Raw genomic sequence first — 20,306 nt, 5'->3', positions numbered from 1 at the left:
GCTCAGAGCGCCGTCTTGCGGCTCTCCTCGAGATAGATTTCCCGCAACCGGCTTGCCACCGGCCCCGGCGTCCCGGCCCCGAGCGTCACACCGTCGATCTCCACCACCGGCAGGACAAAGGCACTGGCGGAGGTCACAAAGGCCTCGTCCGCCGTCTTTGCCTCGTCGATGGTAAAGGGCCGCTCCTCGACCTGCATTTGCGCCTCTTCGGCAAAACGCAGCACGGCGGCGCGGGTGATGCCGTGCAGGATGTCGTTGGAAAGCTGCCGGGTGATGATCCGCCCGCCCTTGACGATATAGGCGTTGTTGCTTGTTCCTTCCGTCACATGGCCGTCCTCGATCATCCATGCGTCATCGGCGCCGGCCTTTCGGGCCATCATCTTGCCCATGGAGGGATAAAGAAGCTGCACCGTCTTGATGTCGCGCCGACCCCAGCGGATATCCTCGATGCCGATCACCTTGATGCCGCGCCGGGCCACCGGATTATCGGCCAGCCCCGGCTTCGACTGGGTGAAGAGCACCAGCGTGGGCTCGGTCGTCTCGGGGTCGGGGAAGACGAAATCGCGGTCGCCATCGCTGCCGCGCGTGACCTGAAGATAGATCAGCCCGTCGGTGATGTCGTTGCGGCGCACCAGCTCGCGGTGGATCTCCAGAAGATCGTCGAACGCCGCCGGTTTTTTCATGTCGAGCTCACGCAAGGAGCGTTCCAGCCGCGCGACATGGCCGGGAAAATCGATCAGCTTGCCGCCCAGAACACTGGTCACCTCATAGACGCCATCGGCCATCAGGAACCCGCGATCAAAGATCGACACGGTCGCTTCGGTCTCGGGCAGGTAGTCTCCGTTCACATAGACGGTGCGCATGGTCTTATCCCCAAAGGGCCGCCTCGGGCGGGTGCACCCCGGCGGCGTCATATCTCAAAGCGTGGTCCCGGTCTTCGGCCAGAAGCAGCGGGCCGTCAAGGTCCGTCACCATCGCGCCCTGTGCCACAAGCGTCGCGGGGGCCATGGCCAGCGAGCTGCCCACCATGCAGCCCACCATCACGCCAAAGCCCTGTGCGCGCGCCGCCGCGCGCAAGCTGAGCGCTTCGGTCAGCCCGCCGGTCTTGTCGAGCTTGATGTTGACCACGTCATATTTGCCCATGAGGCCGGGCAGACTCGCCCGGTCATGGCACGATTCGTCGGCACAAAGCGGCACCGGGCGGGCGAGGCCGACAAGCGCGTCATCCTCGCCCGCGGGCAGCGGCTGTTCCACCAGCGCCACGCCAAGGCGCACCAGATGCGGGGCCAGATCGGCATAGACCGCAGCACTCCAGCCCTCGTTTGCATCGATGATGATCCGCGATTGCGGCGCGCCGCGCCGCACCGCCTCCAGCCGGGCCATGTCGTCGGGCGTGCCCAGCTTGATCTTGAGAAGCGGGCGATGCGCATGTTTCGCCGCCTGCGCCTGCATCGCCTCCGCGCTGTCGAGCGAGAGCGTATAGGCCGTGATCTCCGGCCCCGGCACGGGCAGCCCGGCCAGGTCCCAGACACGTTGCCCGGTCTGTTTGGCCGCGAGATCCCATAGCGCGCAATCCACCGCGTTGCGCGCCGCGCCGGGTGGCAGCAGGTCCTGGAGGGTGGCGCGGTCAACCCCATCGGGCAAGCCCTCGATCTGCGCCGCCACACTGTCCGGCGTCTCGCCGTAGCGGGCATAGGGCACGCATTCGCCGCGCCCCGTTGCGCCCCCCTCAGAGACCGTTACCGTCAGCACCTGCGCCTCGGTCCGCGAGCCGCGACTGATGGTAAAGACCTGCGCCAGCCGAAAGCTCTCGCGCGTTACCGTGATCTGCACGCCGCCCCCCGTTTCACTGTTCCAGAAATACTCACTCTCAGATCGCCGCCAGCGCCGCCACCAGTTTCTGCGCGCCAAAGCGGTAGGGGTCGGTGGCGGGCAGGCCCATCTCGGCCTCCACCCCGTCAAGACAGGCGCGCGCCTCCGCCTCTGTCATATGCTGCGTGTTGATCGAGACGCCCACCACCTGACAGGCCGGGTTGGCGATCCGCGCCAGCGGCAGGGCGGTGTCGCGCAACTCTGCCAGCGAGCGCAGCGCATAGCCCGGCAGGCCGCGCATATGCGCCCGTGTCGGCTCGTGGCACAGGATCAGCGCATCGGGCTGCCCGCCATGGATGAGCGCCAGCGTCACCCCCGAATAGGAGACGTGAAAGAGGCTGCCCTGTCCTTCGATCAGGTCCCAGTGATCGGGATCGTTGTCCGGCGTCAGCCATTCGATCGACCCGGCCATGAAATCGGCCACCACCGCGTCGAGCGGCACGCCGTCGCCGGTGATCAGGATACCGGTCTGCCCGGTGGCGCGGAACGTGGCCTTCAGGCCCGCCGCGCGCATTTCGCGCTCCATCGCCATGGCGGTATACATCTTGCCGACCGAGCAATCGGTGCCCACGGCAAGGCAGCGCTTGCCGGTGCGTTTCTCGCCGTTGGCGATGGGATAGGCCACCTCCGGCACCCGCACGTCATGCAGCGCGCGGCCCGTCGCCTCGGCCACGGCGCTCAGGTCAGGCTCGTCGCGCAAGAGATTGTGCAGCCCCGAGGCAAGGTCGAACCCCTCTTCCAGCGCCGTGACCAGCACCTTTTTCCAGGCCGGGCTGATGACGCCGCCGCGATTGGCCACGCCCACCACAACGGTCTTGACCCCGGCCGCCTTTGCCTCTGCCAGCGTCATGTCGGGCAGGCCGAGGTCGGCCCCGCAGCCCGGCAGGCGGACCTGTCCAAGGGCGTTCTCGGGCCGCCAGTCGCGGATGCCGATGGCCACCTTGGCGGCGAGCATGTCCGGCGCATCGCCGAGGAAGAGAAGATAGGGCGTTTCGATCATGGCGGGGGCTTTCCTGTCCTGCGTTCGTGGCAAGGATGACTCAGAGTTTGCGCCATGTCCTGCCTGATTCAGGCGCGGGCGCTGGATTTGCGCATGATTCTTCGTGTAATTGGCCATTTGATCGAATATTGTGCGAACCGTCCGGGGGCCGGTTGCCGCAGTGCGGCAGATGCGGCTTGCGAAACGGGGTGCGATTGCATACCCAATCCGCGATGACATGTCCCAACCCGAAGGAACCCCCGAGATGAGCTTTCGCCTGCAACCGCCCGCGCCCGCCCGCCCCAACCGCTGCCAATTGTTCGGACCCGGCTCCAACCCCAAACTGTTCGAGAAAATGGCGGCTTCCGAGGCGGATGTGATCAATATCGACCTCGAGGATTCGGTCGCGCCCAGTGACAAGGAGATTGCGCGCAAGAACACCATCGAGGCGATCAATACGGTCGATTGGGGCAACAAGTATCTCTCGGTCCGCATCAACAGCCTCGATTCCCCGTTCTGGTATCGCGATGTGGTGGATCTTCTGGAACAGGCGGGCGATCGGCTCGACCAGATCATGATCCCCAAGGTCGGCTGCGGCGCGGATATCTACGCCGTTGATGCGCTCGTCACCGCCATCGAGGCCGCCAAGGGCCGCGCCAGGCGGATCAGTTTCGAGGTGATCATCGAATCCGCCGCCGGGATCGCCCATGTCGAGGAGATCGCCGCCGCCTCGCCCCGGCTTCAGGCCATGAGCCTTGGGGCGGCCGATTTCGCCGCCTCCATGGGGATGCAGACCACCGGCATCGGCGGCACGCAGGAGGATTACTACATGCTGCGCGAGGGGCAGCGGTATTGGTCCGATCCCTGGCATTGGGCGCAGACCGCCATTGTCGCGGCGTGCCGCACGCATGGTCTCTTGCCGGTCGATGGTCCGTTCGGCGATTTCTCGGATGATGAGGGCTTTCGCGCGCAGGCGCGGCGCTCGGCCACGCTCGGGATGGTGGGCAAATGGGCCATTCACCCCAGGCAGATCGCGCTTGCCAACGAGGTGTTCACCCCCTCCGAGGCCGCCGTGCAGGAGGCCCGCGAGATCCTGACCGCGATGGAAGAGGCCAAGGCGCGCGGCGAGGGGGCCACCACCTACAAGGGCCGTCTGGTCGATATCGCGTCGATCAAACAGGCCGAGGTGGTCGTGAAACAGGCCGAGATGATCGCCGCGCGCTGACCCACGCCACAAGGCCCCCCGTGTCGCGCGGGTTCCCCCTCCCACGCCCGTCATCCTCCGGCTCGACCGGAGGATCCCCGTGTGGCCGGGGACCCTCGGATCAAGTCCGAGGGTGACGGTTTTATCATGGTCCCCGTCATCCTCCGGCTCGACCGGAGGATCCCCGTGTGGCCGGGGACCCTCGGATCAAGTCCGAGGGTGACGGTTTTATCATGCTCCCCGTCATCCTCCGGCTCGACCGGAGGATCTCGTGCGGCCGGAGACCCTCGGATCAAGTCCGAGGGTGACGGGGAGTGGCGGACCCTCGGATCAAGCCCGAGAGGGTGACCGGGGAAGGGTGTCGCGTCACAGGTCGAGCGCGCCTTGCGCCCGCGTGTCCTGCTCGCGCGCGGCCTTCTTGTAGGGGCTGCCGTGGCGCAGGGGGGTGTTGACGGCGCGGGGGCCGTTGGCCATCGCCTCTTCCACGGTGATGATTTGCAGGCGGGGGACGGGATCGAACCCCTCCACCTGAAACGTGCCGGCACCACGCGCCCAGTCGAGCATCGGGTTGGTGGGCGGGGTCAGCGTCAGGAAGATGCCGATCTGCGCCTTTTGCTCGGTCACGGTGGCGTCAAGGTCCTTGACCATGGCCACGCCCACGTTTTTCCCGCCCTTCACGCTGACGATCGCCACATGTTCCTTGGCGGGGCCAAAGCGAAAGAGGCCGTCAATGCCGCCATCGGCCCCCTTCCTGCCGCCGCCCTGCGGATAGGCCTTGATCAGGCCACAGGCCCATTTCTCGAATTCCTTCTTGGTCTTGTCATCATCGTCAAAGAATTTCTGCGCCCCGCCGATATCCTGCGGCACGCCATGGACGGTGAATTGGGCCTGCCCCTCGAAAGCGTCGAAAAGCCGGGTCTCGATCAGGTTGATGGCCAGATGGGTGATGTCGATGCCGATCCATTGGCGGCCCAGCTTTTGCGCCGCGTGCACGGTGGTGCCGCAACCGCAAAACGGATCGAGCACCACATCGCCCTCGTTGGACGAGGCATTGAGGATGCGTTCGAGCAGCGCGACGGGTTTTTGGGTGGGATAGCCAAGGCGTTCTTGGGACGCACCTTGAAGCGGTTTAATGTCTGTCCAAACGTCACCAACTGGAATCCCTTCCTGTTCGTCAAGATAGCGTTTGTAGCGCGGGACGTTTCCGGGCTTAGTTTGGATAACCAAACCCGCCTCGTATGCTTCCTGCATACGCTCTCTTGTCCACCTCCAGACACGAGTGACGCCTAAAAATTCATACGTCAGATTAGGGCGGTCTGTATTCGGGTTAAGCAAGGAAGTCAGTTGATAGCGCCGCCCATCCTCATCAATGTCCGAGTATTGCTTGTTTACGCGCTCTTCGTCGTAAGCGGCATACACAGGGTTCCAAAGTGCCGCATCTGAGTTTTTAGAAACTTTTAGTATGAGGTCGTGACTTGTTGCAAACCTCTTGAATGCGTGGCCTTTCGGTTGAGCACGTAACCAAACAATCTCATTCCGAAAGTTCTTCGCCCCGAACACCGCATCCAGCAGGATCTTGAGGTAATGGCTCGCCGTCGGGTCGCAATGCAGGTAGAGCGATCCGGTGGGGCGCAGCACCCGGTGCAGTTCCACCAGCCGCACGGCCATCATCGCCAGATAGGCGGTCATCGGGTTCTTGCCCAGAAACCCCACCATGGCGTCGAGCATCTTCGCCGCCTCCTGATAAGGGCTGTCGCGCAGCTCAATGAGCGCCTGCCCCGACACCATGTCATCCCAGTGCCATGTGTCGTCAAACGCCGCGATCTGCGCGCCCGAGACCTGACCGCTTTCGTCCTTGAAGAGGTGCGAATAGGTGGCGTTGGAGTTGAACGGCGGGTCGAGATAGATCAGGTCCACCGATCCGTCCGCGATATGCTCGCGCAGCACCGTCAGGTTGTCGCCGTAATAAAGGTGATTGCCCATGCTGCCCGTTCCCTGCCCGCTTTGCCCCGCCAGTCTGGCGCGATCCGGTTAAGGCCGAGTTTATGCGCGGCGGCGGGCGGCTGTCCATGGGCCTGCGGCCCCGTCATCCCGCGCGCCCGTCATCCCGCGCGCCCGTCATCCTCTGGCTTGACCGGAGGATCTGCTGCGGCCGGAGACCCTCGGGTCGAGCCCGAGGGTGACGGGAGAGAGGGAGACCCTCGGGTCAAGCCCGAGGGTGACGGGAGAAAGGGAGACCCTCGGGTCAAGCCCGAGGGTGACGGGGAGTGGGAGACCCTCGGGTCAAGCCAGAGGGTGACGGGAGGGTGGGAGACCACCGGGTCAGGCCCGAGGGTGACGGGAGAGTGGGAGACCCTCGGGTCAAGCCCGAGGGTGACGGGAGAGTGGGAGACCCTCGGGTCAAGCCCGAGGGTGACGGGGGAGAGGGGGGCCCTCGCCGCGCCCATTTCGCCGCAGTGCAGCATTGACAGGTGACAATCCCGCACGCGGCCCCTATAAGGCGCGCAAATCGCACCCATCACACAGGACAGACCCCATGAGCACCCTCGTTTTCGGCCACAAATCCCCCGACACGGATTCCACCGGCTCGCCCATTCTCTGGGCCTGGTATCTCAACGAGGTCAAAGGCCAGAGCGCCGAGGCCGTGCTTCTGGGAGAGCCGAACACCGAGGCCGCGTTCCTGCTGACCAAATGGGACCTGCCCAAGCCGCGCCTCATTGCGGATGTCGAGGACGGTCAGGCCTGCGTCGTGGTCGATACCAACAACCCGGCCGAATTGCCCGCCAATATCAATGGCGCGGATGTGCAGGCGATCATCGACCATCACAAGCTCGTCGGCGGGCTGGAGACGAAAGGCCCGATCGACATCACCATCCGCCCGCTGGCCTGCACCGCCACCATCATGCTCGACCTGATGGGCGGTGATGCCGCGCAAATGCCCGACTGGGCCAAGGCCACGGCGCTGACCTGCATCCTGTCGGATACGCTCGAATTCCGCTCGCCCACCACCACCGCGCATGACCGCGCCGTGGCCGAGAAACTGGCCGCCGATCTGGGCATTTCCATCCCCGATTACGCCGCCGAGATGTTCGCCGCCAAATCCGACGTCTCGGCCTTTTCCGATGCCGAGCTTCTGCGGATGGATTCCAAGGAATATGAGGTCGGCGGCAAGAAATTCCGCGTCAGCGTTCTGGAAACCACCGCGCCGGCCATCGTGCTCGACCGCAAGGCCAGCCTGATGGACAGCATGACCGCTGTCGCCGCCGAAGATGGTGTCGATCAGGTGCTTCTGTTTGTGGTCGATATCCTCAACGAGGAGGCGACGCTTCTGGTGCCGAACGATCTGGTCAAGGCTGTGGCCGAGAAAAGCTTTGGCGCGTCCGTGTCGGGCGATGCCGTGGTGCTGCCCGGGATCATGTCCCGCAAGAAGCAGATCATTCCCAATCTCGCGCTCTGAGGTCGGACCAATCCACGAAAAAAGGCCCGCGGGGACACCGTCCGCGGGCCTTGTCGTGTCCGGCGGGGATGCTCAGCCCCGTCCGGCTTCGATCACGTCCTCGACCGTGCGCAGCCCGGTGCGGGGGGCCTGCACCAGCACCGCCATGTTGCCCGGCTTGTGCTCGTTGCGCATCATCTTGGTGTGCGCCTGCGGGATATCGTTCCAGGCGAACACTTCGGACATACAAGGGTCCAGCCGCCGCTCGACCATGAGCTTGTTGGCCGCCGCCGCCTGTTTGAGATGGGCGAAATGGCTGCCCTGAAGGCGCTTCTGGTGCATCCACATGTAACGCACGTCGAAGGTGCAGTTGAACCCGGACGTGCCCGCGCAGATCACCACCATGCCGCCCTTCTTGCAGACCAGCGACGAGACCGGGAAGGTCGCCTCGCCCGGATGCTCGAACACCATGTCGACGCTCACGCCCTTGCCGGTGATGTCCCAGATCGCCTTGCCGAACCTGCGCGCCTCTTTCAGCCAGTCGTTGTATTCGGGCGTGTTCACCTTGGGCAACTGGCCCCAGCAGTTGAATTCCTTGCGGTTGATGACGCCCTTGGCCCCCTGATCCATCACGAACTGCCGCTTGCTCTCGTCCGAGATGACGCCGATCGCGTTGGCCCCGGCGGTATTGGCAAGCTGAATGGCATAAGAGCCGAGGCCCCCCGACGCGCCCCAGACAAGCACGTTCTGCCCCGGCTTGAGGTCATGCGGCGCGTGACCAAAGAGCATCCGGTAGGCGGTGGCGAGCGTCAGGGTGTAGCACGCGCTTTCCTCCCAGGTCAGGTGGCGGGGGCGCTGCATGAGCTGTTGCGCCTGCACGCGGGTGAACTGAGCGAACGATCCGTCCGGCGTCTCGTAGCCCCAGATCCGCTGCGTGGGCGAGAACATCGGATCGCCGCCGTTGCATTCCTCATCATCGCCATCATCCTGGTTGCAATGGATCACCACCTCGTCGCCCACCTTCCAGCGGTTGACCTTCTCGCCCACCTTCCAGACGATGCCCGACGCATCCGAGCCTGCGATGTGATAGGGCGCGCCGTGGCCGTCAAACGGGCTGATGGGTTGGCCCAGACCGGCCCAGACGCCGTTGTAATTGACGCCCGCCGCCATCACCAGAACCAGCACCTCGTGGCTGTCGATCTCCCATGTATCGACCACCTCCTGCTGGAACGAGGTTTCCGGCTCGCCATGCCGCTCGCGGCGAATGGCCCAGGCATACATCTGCTTGGGCACATGACCGAGCGGTGGCATTTCACCGATTTCATAGAGGTCCTTTTCAGGCGCGTCATAGGGGGCAATGCGGGTATTGCTGTCCAAGGCCATGCTCCGTCTCCTGTTCAATATGCCGCGATGCAGAATCGCGGCGGTCTGATCACCGGGATACTGGCGCTTTGGTAATATTGCAATAGCTATGCGGTCAAGTTTTGTAATTTTATGACCCAGCAGATGCAGAAAAATCAGTCGGTCCTCGCCGCATCTGCAAAAAGGTGGGCGATGGATCGGGCGTAATAGGCCACCATCTCCTCTTGCCCCGCGACAACCCGGATCTGCCCCCCGTCGACATCCACCATGCCCCGTTTGCGCAGCACCTGTAATCCGAACCGCGCCGCATATCCCAGGTCGTCGCGCGGCAGGTGGATATGCGCCTCGGGCACCGCCGCAAGCATCACGGCGACGCGCGCCTCCAGTGCCTCGCGGTCCAGAGCGCCCCCCGCCTCGGTCACCGCCCGCGCCACCAGCGGCACCGGCAGCACGGGCACCACCGCGCCGATCCGCGCCGAGAGCGCGCGCGCCAGTCCGCGCACCTCGCTCATCGGTTCGCTTCGCTGAAATTCCCGCAGCGAGAGCGGCGCGCCGAAACTCACCGCCGCATAGCCATGCCGGTGATAGCGCCCGCGTAACCGCAACCAGACCTGACCCATGATGAACCGCAAAATAACCGAGATACGCGCCGGAAACCGCCGCCCGCCCGCCTGCCTTGCCGCCACCAGCAGCCGGTCTTCGAACACCCTGTCGTAATTGATCGCAACCGGCACAAAGACCACATCGCGCCCGCCGGGGCTGCGCTCTTCGACGATATATTTGAGAAGGCCAAGCTTGAGCGGTTGCAAGCCGCCGTCAAGGCTGAGGCCGCCCTCGGGAAACATCGCCTGCGTGACCCCGCCATCCGTGGCCATCCCGACATAGCGCGCCAGCACCCGGCGGTAGAGATCCCCGCGCGAGCGGCGGCGGATGAAATAGGCCCCCATCGCCCGGATCATGCGGCTGAGCGGCCAGACCCGCGCCCATTCCCCCACCGCATAGGAGAGCGCCGAGCGTTCCGCCGCCAGCCACGTCACCAGAACATAATCCATGTTGGAGCGGTGGTTCATGACGAAAACCACCGTCGCCTCGGGGTCGATTCTGCGAAACGACGCCTCGTCGAAATGCCCGAGCCGGACGCGGTAGAGCGATTGGCTCAAGATCTTCGCCACGCGGATGGCAAAACCGAAATAGAGGCTTGCGCTGAAACTCGGGACGATCTCGCGGGCGTAGCGGCGGGCGCGCTCGAAGGCGACGCTCTCGGGAATGGCCTCGGCGCGGGCGTGTTCGGCCACGGCGCGCAACACGGCCGGATCGTAGATCAGCCGCTGGATCATGTCGTATCGCTGCGCAAGCTTGAACGGCTCGATGGGCCGCTCCAGCCGCTCATTGAGCTTGGCCACCGCCCGCTCCAGCCTGCGGCGAAAGAACCAGCGCACCGAGGGAAAGAGGAAATGCGAGGCAAAGGTGACGGCGGCGAACCCCACCAGCACGATCAAGGCCCAGAGAGGCATTTCCACGACACGTCCCATGCGCGTCACTCAAGCAGGGTTCGGGCGCTTGGTAAATGATCATTGAACGCACACGGCGACGCGGGTGCCCAACCCATGGCCGGTGTCACAGCAGCGCCCCGCCCGTGACGTGGCGCAGGTCGTTACCCTGACACGCCCGCCGATGCCCCCGCCTCACTCCGCCGCGACGCGGATGACCGGCTCCATCCGGGCGAGCGCTTCGGCAGAGAGATGGCATTTCACCTGATGGCCCGGCGCCAACTCTCGCACGGGGGGCACCTCGCGCTCGCACAGTCCCCCCGGCACCTCCGGTTTCCACCGGCAGCGGGTCTGGAACGGGCAACCGGGCGGCGGGTTCATGGCCGAGGGCACGTCGCCCTCCAGCACGATATGGGTCTTCTTTACCCGCGTGTCCGCAATGGGCACCGCCGACAGGAGCGCCTCGGTATAGGGGTGATAGGGCGGCGCAAAAACCTGATCGGTGGTGCCCAGTTCGACCACATGGCCCAGATACATCACCATCACCCGGTCGCTCAGATAGCGCACGATGCTCAGGTCATGGGAGATGAACAGCAATGTCGTCTTCTGTTTGCGCTGGATCTCCATCAAGAGATCGGTGACCGCCGCCTGCACACTCACATCCAGCGCCGACACGGGCTCATCCGCCACCACGATCCGCGCGCCGCCGGCAAAGGCGCGCGCGATCCCCACCCGCTGTTTCTGACCGCCCGAGAGCTGGCGCGGCATCCGCCCGGCAAATTCGCGGGGCAGTTTCACCAGATCCAGAAGGCGCAGCATCTCGTCGCGCCGCGCCTCATCCGTGGCCCCAATGCCGAATACCTCCAGCGCGCGGATGATCTGGCGGCCCACGCTCATCGACGGGTTGAGCGTGTCGAACGGGTTCTGGAACACCATCTGGATATCGGCGACCGTTTGCGTGTCGCGCTGCTCGATGGGGGTCTGTTCTATGTTGCGGTTGTCGAGCAGGATTGCGCCATCCGTCGCCGTCTCCAGCCCCATGAGCAGCTTGGCCAGCGTGGATTTTCCGCAACCCGATTCGCCCACGATCGCCAGCGTCTCGCTCTCCCGGGCCTCGAAACTCAGGCTTTCATTGGCCTTGACCACCCTTGTCGCGCCACCACCGCCAAAGAGCGCATTGGCCGCAACCTCATAGTATTTCCGCAGGTTCTCGATCCGCAGCACGACCTTGCCGGGCGGGGTGGCCGCGACCGTGCCGGTCTTTTCCGGTGGCGCGCTCCAGTCGATTTCGGCCACGCGCAGGCAGCGGGTGAAATGCCGGTCGTCCCCCTCGATCCGGGCCATGGCAATGTCGCTTGCATCGCACTGGCCTGCGCGGAAGTAATCGCAGCGCGGTCCGAAATTGCAGCCCTCGGGCCGCTCATGCGGCAGTGGAAAATTGCCCGGAATGGCCTTCAATGGTTGTGCGTTCTTGTCCGTCCCCGGCAGCGGAATGGACCGGAACAGAGCCTGCGTATAGGGGTGCTGCATCGCGTCGAAGACATCGCGCACGCTGCCCGTCTCCACCGCCTCGCCGGAATACATCACGCAGATACGGTCGCAGGTCTCCAGCACGAGGCCAAGATTGTGCGAGATGAACAGCATCGAGGTGCCGTATTTGCGGCCGAGATCCTTGACCAGATCGACCACCGCCGCCTCGACCGTCACATCGAGTGCGGTGGTCGGCTCATCGAGAATGAGCAGCGAGGGCTTGGACATCAGCGCCATGGCGATGACGATGCGCTGTTGCTGCCCGCCCGAAAGCTGATGGGGATAGCTCTCGAGGATGCGCTCGGGATCGGGAAGCTTGACATCGCCCACCACCTCCAGCGCGCGCGCGCGCGCCTCGGTCGCGGAAATGCCCTCGTGGATCATCGGCACTTCCATGAGTTGCCGGCCCACCCGCATCGCCGGATTGAGCGACGCCATCGGCTCCTGATAGATCATGGCGATCTCGCGTCCCCGGATGGCGCGCAATTCCGCCGCGCTCATCGTGCCCAGATCGCGCCCCTTGAAGCGCACCGTGCCGCCGACAATGCGCCCGTTCACCCCCAGATCGCGCATCACCCCCAGCGCCACGGTGGATTTTCCGCAGCCCGATTCGCCCACCAGCCCCACCGCCTCGCCGGGATGCACGGTCACGGAAAAATCCATCACCGCCGGGATTTCGTGCAACCGGGTGAAGAACGAGATCGACAGGTTCTCGATCTCGAGGATCGGTCCGTCATGCTCGACCATGCCTGTCTCCTTCACTGTTCCACAAATACTCAATCCCGCAGGCTCTCCTCGCGCAGACCGTCGGCCAGCAGGTTCAGCCCCAGCACGAGGCTGAGAAGGGCTATGGCGGGCGGCAGGGCGGGATGCAGATACATCGACAGAAGCTTGCGCCCCTCGTTGATCGTGCTGCCCCAATCCGGGCTCTCGGGGCTGAGGCCGAGACCGAAGAAACCGAGCGTGCCCAGAAGGATCGTCGTATAGCCGATGCGCAGGCAGAAATCCACGATCAGCGGCCCGCGCACATTGGGCAGGATCTCCCACAGCATGATATACCACGTCCCCTCGCCCCGCGTCTGCGCGGCGGCGACGTAATCACGTGTCTTGATGTCCATGGTCAGCCCCCGCACGATGCGGAACACCGTCGGTGCGTTGACAAAGACCACGGCGACGAACACCACCAGCAGGTTGGGCGGAAAGCTTACCAGGCCGAGCGGATCGGCGTCCCAGGCAATGCCGGCATAAAGCCATGTGCCCACAACCAGCGTCACGCCCACATAAAGATTGCGCGTCGCGGGCTGGGTATGAAAGCGGGAATTCCACAGCAGAACGAGAAAGATGATGGGAAAGACAAAGAGCACGGCGGCCATATAGACCGGAATCCCGGTCTGGATGATTTCGGGCGTGACCAGCAGGTAGAAGAGCAGGATCACCGGAAAGGCAAGGATGAGATTCGCCAGAAACGACAGGACCGTATCCAGCCGCCCGCCGTGATACCCGGCAGGCAGGCCAAGCGTGATCCCCACCATGAAGGCGAAAAGGCTGGCGAAAGGCGCGATCCTGATCACCTCCCAGGCCCCCACCACCATGCGGCTGAACACGTCGCGCCCGAGATTGTCGCCGCCCAGCAGGTAATAGGGATAGGCATTCGGGTCAGGCGTGCCCATCATCTGCGTGAAGGGCGTGCCCGGTCCCTTGTTCTTCATCGAGGCCGACTGGTCGAGCACGTCATGGGTGAGGACCAGATCGAACGCGCCCGCGAAGATCCCGGTATAGGTCCAGAACATGACAAGGCCGAAACCGGCCATGCCGATGGGGCTGTCAAAGAGCTTGCCATAGAGCCCCAGCCGCCGCTTGAACGTGATCGACAGGGCAAAGGTGGCGACAAGCGCGATCCAGACGGGCAAAAGCTGCGTAGCGATGCGCAGGATGATCTCGCCCCAGCTCAACATCTCCATGGCAGCCTCCTGCTTGGTCCGGCCTGCCCGGCCACCGTTTTCGCCGTCATGCCCTGGCTTGACCAGGGCATCTCTTGCGGCGATGCGCGGCGCGCACGAGGGTGCCCGGTCAAGCCGGGCAATGACGGGCTTTGTGGGGGAAACCGAGCGCTCATGTCACGCTGATCCGGGGATTGAGATAGACGTAACCGATATCGGAAATGAGCTGCGTCACCAGCACCACCACGACCGACACGACCGACACAGCCAGCAGCAATTCGATGTCGTTGTTGCTTGCCGCCTGCACCAGCGTCCAGCCGAAGCCCTTGTAGTTGAACAGCGTCTCGACGATCACCACCCCGTTCAAAAGCCAGGGAAATTGCAGCATGATCACCGTGAAGGGCGCAATGAGCGCGTTGCGCAGCGCGTGTTTCAGCACGATATTGGGGAAACTCACCCCCTTGAGCCGCGCGGTGCGGATATATTGCGCGGTCATCACCTCGGCCATGGAGGCGCGGGTCATGCGCGCGATATAGCCCATGCCGTAAAGCGCGATGGTCAGCACCGGCAGAAAGAAATTCTCGAATGTCGGATTGTCCACGGCACCCGTTGCCGTGCCCTTGAACCATTGCAGCCCGACGGCGGAGCTTGCGAAAACGGCGATGAAGAGCACCCCCGAGACATATTCCGGCGTCGCCGTGGTGGTGATGGCAAAGGTCGAGAGTGTGCGGTCGGTGCGCGAGCCTTCGCGCATCCCCGCCAGCACGCCCAGCATCAGCGCCGAGGGCACCATCAGCACCATCACCCAGAGCATGAGCCAAGCCGTGAGCGCCAGCTTTTCGCCGGTGATCACGCCCACATCCTTGCGGAACACGGTCGAATAACCCCAGTCACCCTGAAGGATACCGCAAAAGCGCGCCGCCTCCTCGGGGGGCTGCCCCGGTTCGATGCAGCGCCCGCGCGTCACGCCCTCCTCCTCGATCACCCAGCCGGGCCAGACCCCGATCCATCGCCCGTATTTCACCAGCATCGGATCAAGATAGCCGTTGCGTCCGAGGTAGCTTTCGACTTCCGCATCGGTCATGCGGAAATTGCCCTGCGTCTTGGCCAGCTTTTCGAGGTTGGGATAGAGGTTGGTGAGGAAAAAGACGATGAAGGTCAGGCAAATCGCCGTCAGAACCATGACGCCGACGCGGCGCAGGATGAACGTGACCATTTCTCGCCCCCTGTTGGCGTTTTCCAGCCACGCTAGGCGAGAGGGGCGGCCCGGTCCAGCAAGATTTGCGACATGACCCGTCCGAAAACGACCCCCGGCCCCTTGGCGGGCCGGGGGCAGCGGCTCAGACGAGCGATTGGGGATCGACGGTTTCAATCCCCAGCGCGTCGCCCACGGCGGCGTAGGTGAGTTGGCCCGCGTGAACGTTGAGACCATTGAGCAGATGAGGGTCCTCGGCACAGGCGCGTTTCCAGCCTTTGTTGGCCAGCGCCAGCATGAACGGCATGGTGGCATTGCCCAGCGCCAGCGTCGAAGTGCGGGCGACCGCCCCCGGCATGTTGGCCACGCAGTAATGCATGATCCCGTCCACCTCGTAGATCGGGTCCTGATGCGTGGTCGCCTTCGAGGTCTCGAAACAGCCGCCCTGATCAATCGCCACATCGACCAGCACCGCGCCGGGCTTCATGCTGGCGAACTGGTCGCGGCGCACCAGCTTGGGCGCGGCGGCACCGGGAATCAGCACGGCGCCGATCACCATATCGGCCTGCGGCAGCAACTCTGCCAGCAGACCGGCAGAGGAATAGCCGGTCTTGAAACTACCGCCGAACACATCGTCGAGATAGCGCAGGCGCGGCAGCGAGCGGTCGAGCACGGTCACATCCGCGCCCATGCCCGCCGCGATCTTGGCCGCATGGGTGCCGACAACGCCGCCGCCGATCACGATCACGCGCGCAGGCCCCACGCCCGGCACGCCGCCCATCAGCACGCCGCGCCCGCCATTGGCCTTTTGCAGCGTCCACGCCCCCACCTGCGGGGCCAGACGCCCCGCCACCTCGGACATGGGGGCGAGAAGCGGCAGGCCACCCGCGCGATCCGTCACCGTCTCATAGGCAATCGCGGTGCAGCCCGAAGCCAGCAGGTCGCGCGTCTGCGCCTCGTCGGGCGCGAGATGCAGGTAGGTAAAGAGCAATTGCCCCTCGCGCAGCATCTTGCGCTCGGCAGCCTGCGGCTCCTTGACCTTGACGATCATGTCGGCATCCGCGAACACCTCCTCTGCGGTGGCGATGATGCGCGCGCCCGCCGCCTGATAGGCGGCATCGTCGAAGCCCGCACCAAGCCCTGCGCCGGTCTCGACAATGACTTCATGGCCTGCGCTCACCGCCTCCTGCGCGGCGATGGGCGTGACGCCCACGCGGAATTCCTGCGGTTTGATCTCTTTCGGGCAGCCGATCTTCATCTGGGTCTCCTCCCATGTCCATTGCGGACAGGGTGCCGCAGATCGCGCGCAAGGTGGTTGATATTTCTCTCGCCAGACGACGATTGTTGTGAATTAAATCCTGTTTAAGCCGTCATTCTTCGAAAGGTCTTGCGCGCATGTCCCTCGACCCAACCGACCGCCGTATCCTTCAGGTGCTTCAGCGCCGCGGGCGCATCTCCAATGCGGACCTTGCCGAAGAGGTCAATCTCTCGGCTTCGGCCTGTCATCGGCGGGTGCAGCGGCTGGAAACCGAAGGCTATATCAAGGGCTATGTCGCCCTGCTCGACGCGCGCAAGCTGCGCGTGCCCGCGGTGATCTTTGTCGAGATCACGCTGACCACGCAGGCCGAAGAGGTGCTCGAGGCCTTCGAGAAGGCCGTCGCGCGCGTGCCCGACGTGCTGGAATGCCACCTGACGGCGGGGGCGGCGGATTATGTGCTCAAGGTCGTGGCCGAGGATACCGAGGATTTCGCGCGCATCCACCGCCAACACCTCGCGCGACTGCCCGGCGTGGCCAAGATGCAGTCGAGTTTCGCGCTTCGCACGGTGTTTTCCACCACCGCCTTGCCGATTGACGCATGAAAAACCCGCTCCGGTGACGGAGCGGGCCAGGTGTCTGTTGCCGTGAGTGGTATTTCACTACTTGAATATGTCGGGGATGCCGAGGATCGTCCACCTATTCGGGCGCATAGGCTGGCTCATGTCATGCCCTGCCCGGATGCGCGATTGTGTTCCAATCAATGTTGCCAAATGCGCGACTTTGTTCTTATTGTTGTTACAGTGCCTGTCTACGCCTCTTTTCGCCGCAACCATGCCTGATCGGCGATCAGTAGAAATAGAATGTCTTGCCACCACAACACTCGAAAGGGACCGGAGCATGAACAAACATCTTCTTGGAGCGTGCCTTGCCGCCACCACGGCGCTTGCGCCCGCCGGGGCCAGGGCCGAGATCACCATCGACTGGTGGCACGCCATGGGTGGGGAACTGGGTGAAATCCTCGAAAGCATCGCGGCAGGTTTCAACGAGACCCAGTCCGAGTATCGCGTCGTGCCAAGCTTTCGCGGGACCTATACCGAGACGATGACCGGTGCCATCGCCGCGTTCCGCGCGGGCGAGCAGCCCCATATCGTGCAGGTGTTCGAGGTTGGCACCGGCACCATGATGGCCGCCGGGGGCGCGATCTATCCGATCCATCAGCTCATGGCCGACAAGGGCGTGCCGTTCGATCCGTCGGCCTATCTGCCGGCGGTGGTGGGCTATTACACCGATCCGAACGGGAACATGCTGTCCTTCCCGTTCAACAGCTCGACCCCGATCATGTATTACAACAAGGACGCTTTCGCGGCGGCCGGGCTTGACCCCGAAGCGCCGCCGCGCACCTGGGCCGAGATGGAATCGGCCTCGGTGAAGATTGTCGAATCGGGGGCGGCACCTTGCGGGTTCACCACCTCCTGGCCAAGCTGGGTCATGCTGGAGAATTTCAGCGCCTGGCACAACATCCCGCTTGGCACCAAGGAAAACGGCTTTGGCGGGTTTGACACCGAATTCGTCTTCGACAACGACGCCGTCGCCCGTCACTGGGACAACCTCAAGGCATGGCAGGATGCGGGCGCGTTCCGCTGGGGCGGCCCCGGCTCCGGCCCCGATGCCTTCCCGGCCTTTTATGCGGGCGAATGCGCGATGGTGTTCGGTTCCTCGGCCAGCCGCGCGGGCGTGCTGCGCAATGCCGAATTCAACGTCGGCTACGGGATGCAGCCCTATTATGACGATGTGGCGGGCGCGCCGCAGAACTCGATCATCGGCGGCGCAACGCTGTGGGTGCTCACGGGCAAGCCCGACGCGGACTATGACGGCGTCGCGCGGTTCTTCGAATACCTGTCGCAGCCCGAGGTTCAGGCGTCGTGGCACCAGCAGACCGGCTATCTTCCGATCACGCAGGCGGCCTTCGATCTGACGCGCGAGCAGGGCTATTATGACGCCAACCCCGGTGCCGATATCTCGATCCGGCAGATGACGCTCAACGCGCCGACGGAAAACTCCAAGGGGCTGCGGTTCGGCAGCTTCGTGCAGATCCGCGACATCATCTCGGAGGAGATGGAGGCGCTGATGGCCGGTTCCAAGACCGGCGCGCAGGCTAGCGCGGACGCGGTGCGCCGCGGCAATGACCTCTTGCGCCAGTTCGAAGCGCAGGCGCGCTGAACCGAACGACCCTGCCGCGCCCCCGGATCCGGTCCGGGGGCGCGGTCCTTTCGCTCAACGGGGCGCGCGCCGATGCAGACCAAACGCATGACCTTCCCGACTTCGTGGCTGCCCTATGCGCTGCTGGCACCGCAGGTCATCGTCACGCTGATTTTCTTCATCTGGCCCGCCAGCCAGGCGCTTTATCAATCCTTTCTGCGGCAGGATATTTTCGGTCTGCGCACGGAATTCGTCTGGTTCGACAATTTCGAGCGGCTGCTCGCCGATCCGCTCTATCTCAACTCGCTCAAGGTCACGGCGGTGTTCAGCGTCGGCACCACGTTTCTGTCGATGTCGCTGGCGCTTCTCTTCGCGGTGATGGTCAACCGCATGATCCGCTCGCGTGATGGCTATACCACGTTCCTTGTCTGGCCCTACGCGGTTGCCCCGGCCATCGCGGGGGTGCTGTGGTGGTTCATCTTCAATCCCGCCATCGGGATTGCGCCCTATGTCTTGCAGGGTCTCGGCTATGACTGGAATCACCGTTCCAGCAGCACCGATGCGATGCTGCTTGTCATCATCGCCGCCGCGTGGAAGCAGATCAGCTACAATTTCCTGTTCTTCCTGGCCGGGCTTCAATCCATTCCCCAATCGCTGCTGGAGGCGGCGGCGATCGACGGGGCAAGCCGCACCAAGCGGTTCTGGACCATCGTGTTCCCGCTTCTGTCGCCGGTCACGTTCTTTCTGATGGTCGTCAACGTGGTCTATGCCATGTTCGACACGTTCGGCGTGATCCATGCCACCACCGAGGGGGGGCCGGCGCAGGCCACCAACATCCTTGTCTACAAGGTCTATCGCGACGGGTTCGTGAACCTCAATCTTGGCTCTTCCGCCGCGCAATCGGTGATCCTCATGGCCATCGTCGTGGTGCTCACCGTCATCCAGTTCCGCTTTATCGAGCGGCGTGTGAATTACTGAAAGGGGGCTGCGATGGTCGACAACAACCGCCTTGGCGATCTGCTCGCCCATCTTGTCCTCATCCTCGGGGTCGCCGTGGTGGTGTTTCCCGTCTATGTGGCGGTCATCGCCTCGACCCATCCGCCCGGCACGTTTGTGCGCGGGGTCATGCCGCTCTTGCCCGGTCCCAACGCGCTTGAGAATTACAAGACCGTGATCCTGGAAGGGCGCTCGCGCGCGGGCACACCGCCCATCGGCGGGATGCTGTGGAACAGCTTTGTCATGGCCATGGCGATCACCATCGGCAAGCTGTCGATCTCGCTCCTGTCGGCCTTTGCCATTGTCTATTTCCGCTTTCCGTTCCGCATCTTCTTTTTCTGGGTGATTTTCCTGACGCTGATGCTGCCGGTCGAGGTGCGCATCGTGCCGACCTTTCAGGTGGTGGCCGATCTTGGGATGCTCAACAGTTTCGCGGGGCTGTCGATCCCGCTCATTGCCAGCGCCACGGCGACGTTTCTCTTCCGGCAGTTCTTCATGACCGTGCCGGAGGAATTGATGGAGGCCGCCCGCGTCGACGGGGCGGGACCGATGAAATTCTTTCGTGATATCCTCGTGCCGCTGTCGATCACCAATATCGCGGCGCTGTTCGTGATCATGTTCATCTATGGCTGGAACCAGTATCTGTGGCCGCTGCTGATCACCACGGACCCGGCCTATTACACCATCGTCATGGGGATTCAGCGCATGGTGACAGGCGGGGACAGCGAACCGCTCTGGCATCTGGTGATGGCGACGGTGGTGCTTGCCGCGCTGCCGCCCATCCTTGTCATCCTCTTCATGCAGCGCCTCTTCGTGAAGGGGCTGACCGAGACGGAGAAATAACG

The 20,306-nt window shown here is 63.9% G+C and carries 16 protein-coding genes; 6 read left to right on the top strand and 10 right to left on the bottom strand.

Annotated elements, in window-relative coordinates; translation table 11 throughout:
* Positions 1-2 precede the first annotated feature (2 nt).
* Genes ABIE57_RS03105 through dgcN form a run of 3 tightly spaced genes read right to left on the bottom strand, consistent with a single transcriptional unit; the run spans position 3 to position 2,872 of the window.
* Positions 3-863 (bottom strand): D-amino-acid transaminase, encoded by an 861-nt coding sequence (locus tag ABIE57_RS03105; protein ID WP_354537537.1) that lies wholly within the window; start codon positions 861-863, stop codon positions 3-5.
* Positions 864-867: 4 nt separating this feature from the next.
* Positions 868-1,833, bottom strand: a complete 966-nt coding sequence (dgcA, locus tag ABIE57_RS03100) for an N-acetyl-D-Glu racemase DgcA (RefSeq protein ID WP_354537536.1) — start codon at positions 1,831-1,833, stop codon at positions 868-870.
* A gap of 37 nt (positions 1,834-1,870) precedes the next feature.
* The gene (gene dgcN / locus ABIE57_RS03095) at positions 1,871-2,872 is read right to left on the bottom strand and encodes an N-acetyltransferase DgcN (protein WP_354537535.1); all 1,002 of its coding nucleotides are present in this window, start codon (positions 2,870-2,872) and stop codon (positions 1,871-1,873) included.
* Positions 2,873-3,116: 244 nt separating this feature from the next.
* On the opposite strand from dgcN, the gene ABIE57_RS03090 reads away from it, so the two are divergent.
* Complete coding sequence (locus ABIE57_RS03090) at positions 3,117-4,076, top strand: L-malyl-CoA/beta-methylmalyl-CoA lyase (RefSeq protein ID WP_354537817.1); 960 nt, start codon at positions 3,117-3,119, stop codon at positions 4,074-4,076.
* A gap of 345 nt (positions 4,077-4,421) precedes the next feature.
* On the opposite strand, the gene ABIE57_RS03085 is transcribed toward ABIE57_RS03090, so the two are convergent.
* A complete protein-coding gene (locus tag ABIE57_RS03085) occupies positions 4,422-5,972 on the bottom strand; it encodes a site-specific DNA-methyltransferase (RefSeq protein ID WP_354537534.1) in 1,551 nt (516 codons plus the stop codon).
* Between the two features lie 619 nt (positions 5,973-6,591).
* Here ABIE57_RS03085 and ABIE57_RS03080 point away from each other — a divergent pair.
* Complete coding sequence (locus ABIE57_RS03080) at positions 6,592-7,512, top strand: manganese-dependent inorganic pyrophosphatase (protein WP_354537533.1); 921 nt, start codon at positions 6,592-6,594, stop codon at positions 7,510-7,512.
* 72 nt (positions 7,513-7,584) lie between these two features.
* Here the strand turns inward: ABIE57_RS03080 and ccrA are convergent, their stop codons facing one another.
* The 6 genes from ccrA to ald all read right to left on the bottom strand — a co-directional run bounded on the left by ccrA (position 7,585) and on the right by ald (position 16,266).
* Entirely contained in the window at positions 7,585-8,874 is a 1,290-nt protein-coding gene (gene ccrA, locus ABIE57_RS03075; protein ID WP_354537532.1) for a crotonyl-CoA carboxylase/reductase, read from the bottom strand.
* A gap of 134 nt (positions 8,875-9,008) precedes the next feature.
* Complete coding sequence (locus tag ABIE57_RS03070; RefSeq protein WP_354537531.1) at positions 9,009-10,385, bottom strand: 1-acyl-sn-glycerol-3-phosphate acyltransferase; 1,377 nt, start codon at positions 10,383-10,385, stop codon at positions 9,009-9,011.
* 153 nt (positions 10,386-10,538) lie between these two features.
* Complete coding sequence (locus ABIE57_RS03065; RefSeq protein WP_354537530.1) at positions 10,539-12,620, bottom strand: dipeptide ABC transporter ATP-binding protein; 2,082 nt, start codon at positions 12,618-12,620, stop codon at positions 10,539-10,541.
* A 29-nt stretch (positions 12,621-12,649) separates the two neighbouring features.
* Complete coding sequence (locus ABIE57_RS03060) at positions 12,650-13,834, bottom strand: ABC transporter permease (RefSeq protein ID WP_354537529.1); 1,185 nt, start codon at positions 13,832-13,834, stop codon at positions 12,650-12,652.
* 151 nt (positions 13,835-13,985) lie between these two features.
* Positions 13,986-15,029 carry an ABC transporter permease gene (locus tag ABIE57_RS03055; protein ID WP_354537528.1) on the bottom strand — a complete coding sequence of 348 codons (1,044 nt, stop codon included), beginning with the start codon at positions 15,027-15,029 and terminating at the stop codon, positions 13,986-13,988.
* Between the two features lie 124 nt (positions 15,030-15,153).
* Positions 15,154-16,266, bottom strand: a complete 1,113-nt coding sequence (gene ald, locus ABIE57_RS03050) for an alanine dehydrogenase (RefSeq protein ID WP_354537527.1) — start codon at positions 16,264-16,266, stop codon at positions 15,154-15,156.
* Between the two features lie 137 nt (positions 16,267-16,403).
* On the opposite strand from ald, the gene ABIE57_RS03045 reads away from it, so the two are divergent.
* The 4 genes from ABIE57_RS03045 to ugpE all read left to right on the top strand — a co-directional run bounded on the left by ABIE57_RS03045 (position 16,404) and on the right by ugpE (position 20,304).
* Positions 16,404-16,868 (top strand): Lrp/AsnC family transcriptional regulator, encoded by a 465-nt coding sequence (locus ABIE57_RS03045; RefSeq protein WP_354537526.1) that lies wholly within the window; start codon positions 16,404-16,406, stop codon positions 16,866-16,868.
* Positions 16,869-17,163: 295 nt separating this feature from the next.
* A complete protein-coding gene (gene ugpB, locus ABIE57_RS03040) occupies positions 17,164-18,486 on the top strand; it encodes a sn-glycerol-3-phosphate ABC transporter substrate-binding protein UgpB (protein WP_354537525.1) in 1,323 nt (440 codons plus the stop codon).
* 72 nt (positions 18,487-18,558) lie between these two features.
* Positions 18,559-19,443, top strand: coding sequence for a sn-glycerol-3-phosphate ABC transporter permease UgpA (gene ugpA / locus ABIE57_RS03035; RefSeq protein WP_354537524.1), 885 nt, complete (start codon positions 18,559-18,561; stop codon positions 19,441-19,443).
* Positions 19,444-19,455: 12 nt separating this feature from the next.
* Positions 19,456-20,304 (top strand): sn-glycerol-3-phosphate ABC transporter permease UgpE, encoded by an 849-nt coding sequence (gene ugpE, locus ABIE57_RS03030; protein ID WP_354537523.1) that lies wholly within the window; start codon positions 19,456-19,458, stop codon positions 20,302-20,304.
* The last annotated feature ends 2 nt before the right edge of the window (positions 20,305-20,306 follow it).

The organism is Roseovarius sp. MBR-6 (genome assembly GCF_040547525.1).
Classification (GTDB): Bacteria; Pseudomonadota; Alphaproteobacteria; order Rhodobacterales; family Rhodobacteraceae; genus Roseovarius.
This window is presented reverse-complemented; position numbering and strand designations above follow the sequence as displayed.